The organism is Moorena producens 3L (assembly GCF_000211815.1).
In the GTDB taxonomy this organism is placed as follows: domain Bacteria; phylum Cyanobacteriota; class Cyanobacteriia; order Cyanobacteriales; family Coleofasciculaceae; genus Moorena; species Moorena producens.
This window is the reverse complement of sequence record NZ_GL890855.1, coordinates 7,131-8,818: the sequence shown is the minus strand read 5'-3', so window position 1 is coordinate 8,818 and position 1,688 is coordinate 7,131. Positions and strand designations below refer to the sequence as shown.

Here is a 1,688-nt window from a genome sequence, read left to right as displayed (position 1 = left end):
TAAATTCATTCTTGAATGTCTTTATGCCATAGCGAGTGGGTAAAACCCCCTTTGGCCGCACCGGTAGTCACTCATGGGGCGGGAACCCCCTTTGGCGGCGCTACCTCGCTGCATTGCTTAAGCAACGCTGATTTTACATTTTCTTTAGATTTGCTTTGTAAGGAGTGACTAATTTAACTTGAGCGTTGCCACTTGAGTAGTTTAACAAAATTTTAATAATTTGGATAGTGGTAGGAACAAATTTTTTTTAGAGAACTGTATTGTTAACAACAGACTCAATCGACGCTAGAGGTGAAACCCAACGGGAGCACTGCACTACCACTGTTGGCAATACAGGCATGTTGGCATTCCTCTGGGTCTCAAACCAGGTGGGATGACGAGCCTCTTCTACGGTGAAGGGCGTCATTCCTTGTGGTTGACATTAGGCGGCTATCCTATTAAGATAATTATTTATTACTACTAAACTGCTGCTCAGGCTAACCCCACTCACACCAGTGATACCCGTAATCATCACCCTCCTCAATTCCCGATTGCGACCGCTACAGCTGTTGTGCTAGTAGGGCCGTTTCAAGCTTGGAAAAAATAGGTAGGGATATGGTCGGGTGATCAGATGGGGATAATGTTTGACAAGCGATGCAGCTTGGTCTTACGGGTTTTCTTGATGAGCGACTCCATCAAGAAATAGTCATAGTCGGGGTTTTCGGCAAATTTAATCAACACTAATTTTTGCTACTTAACATTTCGTTACCCACGCCAGTAGATTAAAGCAGACTAATTAGTCTGGTGTCAAAGGTGCTTTTTCGCTTATTTTTAATCAAATTTAGTTTTATTGAGCAATTTAGCTACCTCTATATCCTATTATCTCCACAAATCGTCAACTTATTGCCTGTTCAAGCTGTATTTACTGTGGTAACAGGGGCTGGGGTGGTTCAGGCTTTCCAAATTTTGTTCAGGGTAAACACATGTTAGTTACAAATACCTACTGGATATGAGAGTCATTAGATAAGTATTTTTGCTTATTATTTCTGATTAAGGTTTCGAGAATTTAGATGGGTTTACCCTGGGGAGACTTTCAGATAGCATCCCCTCCAGCTGAAGAAAATGGGCTCTAATCTGATCTAAGAAGGATCTATTAAGCATAAATATACCGTCCTTTGGGAGTAGGAATATCACGCCCCAACTCCTGAGCCGTTTCGATCCACTCTCGGATAATAATTTCTGCATTAGTTACTGCTTCGACGTAAGTTTGACCATCTGCCATACATCCAGGTAATTCTGGTACTTCCACTATAAAAGTTTGGTCTGATTCACTCCAATAAATGATTAATTTGTATTTAACTAACATTGCTATCTCCTTTAGCGGTTTTCAATTGGATGAGGGACAAAGTTCTGGGTTTTAGGGAGCAGGGAACAGGGAGCAGGGAACAGGGAATAGGGAAGTCAGAAGAGGGAAAAGGGCAAAAATATTGTGTACCTCATTAGGATAAAAACCGCTATAAACTTAATTTTTTTTACATTTTAATACCACAGCTTTTTCTCTGCTGGGGTCATATTTTTTCTTAATTCTCTAGCTCTGGTTACTAAATTGGAATTATACGGAAGATGAAATTGTATTTGTTGGTGACCACACATTTCAAAATCATAAAGTTTTTGGTTTGTTGGAGGAGTTTGGATCCCCCCTTGATCTT

Annotated in this window: 2 protein-coding genes and 1 pseudogene; all 3 read right to left on the bottom strand. The window is 40.6% G+C overall.

Going from position 1 to position 1,688, the window contains the following annotated elements; all coding sequences use genetic code 11:
* Nucleotides 1-247: 247 nt before the first annotated feature.
* A complete protein-coding gene (locus LYNGBM3L_RS43280; protein WP_154659750.1) occupies nt 248-406 on the bottom strand; it encodes a hypothetical protein in 159 nt (52 codons plus the stop codon).
* A gap of 726 nt (nt 407-1,132) precedes the next feature.
* On the bottom strand, nt 1,133-1,345 hold the full coding sequence (locus LYNGBM3L_RS11250) for a type II toxin-antitoxin system HicB family antitoxin (protein ID WP_008182597.1): 213 nt from the start codon (nt 1,343-1,345) through the stop codon (nt 1,133-1,135).
* Between the two features lie 176 nt (nt 1,346-1,521).
* Nucleotides 1,522-1,632: pseudogene (locus LYNGBM3L_RS50245) on the bottom strand (endonuclease); the annotation flags it as partial.
* Nucleotides 1,633-1,688 lie beyond the last annotated feature (56 nt).

Excerpts from the sequence above, each read along its gene's own strand:
- LYNGBM3L_RS43280 (WP_154659750.1), bottom strand. The coding sequence starts at position 406 with ATGACGCCCTTCACCGTAGAAGAGGCTCGTCATCCCACCTGGTTTGAG.
- LYNGBM3L_RS11250 (WP_008182597.1), bottom strand. The coding sequence starts at position 1,345 with ATGTTAGTTAAATACAAATTAATCATTTATTGGAGTGAATCAGACCAA.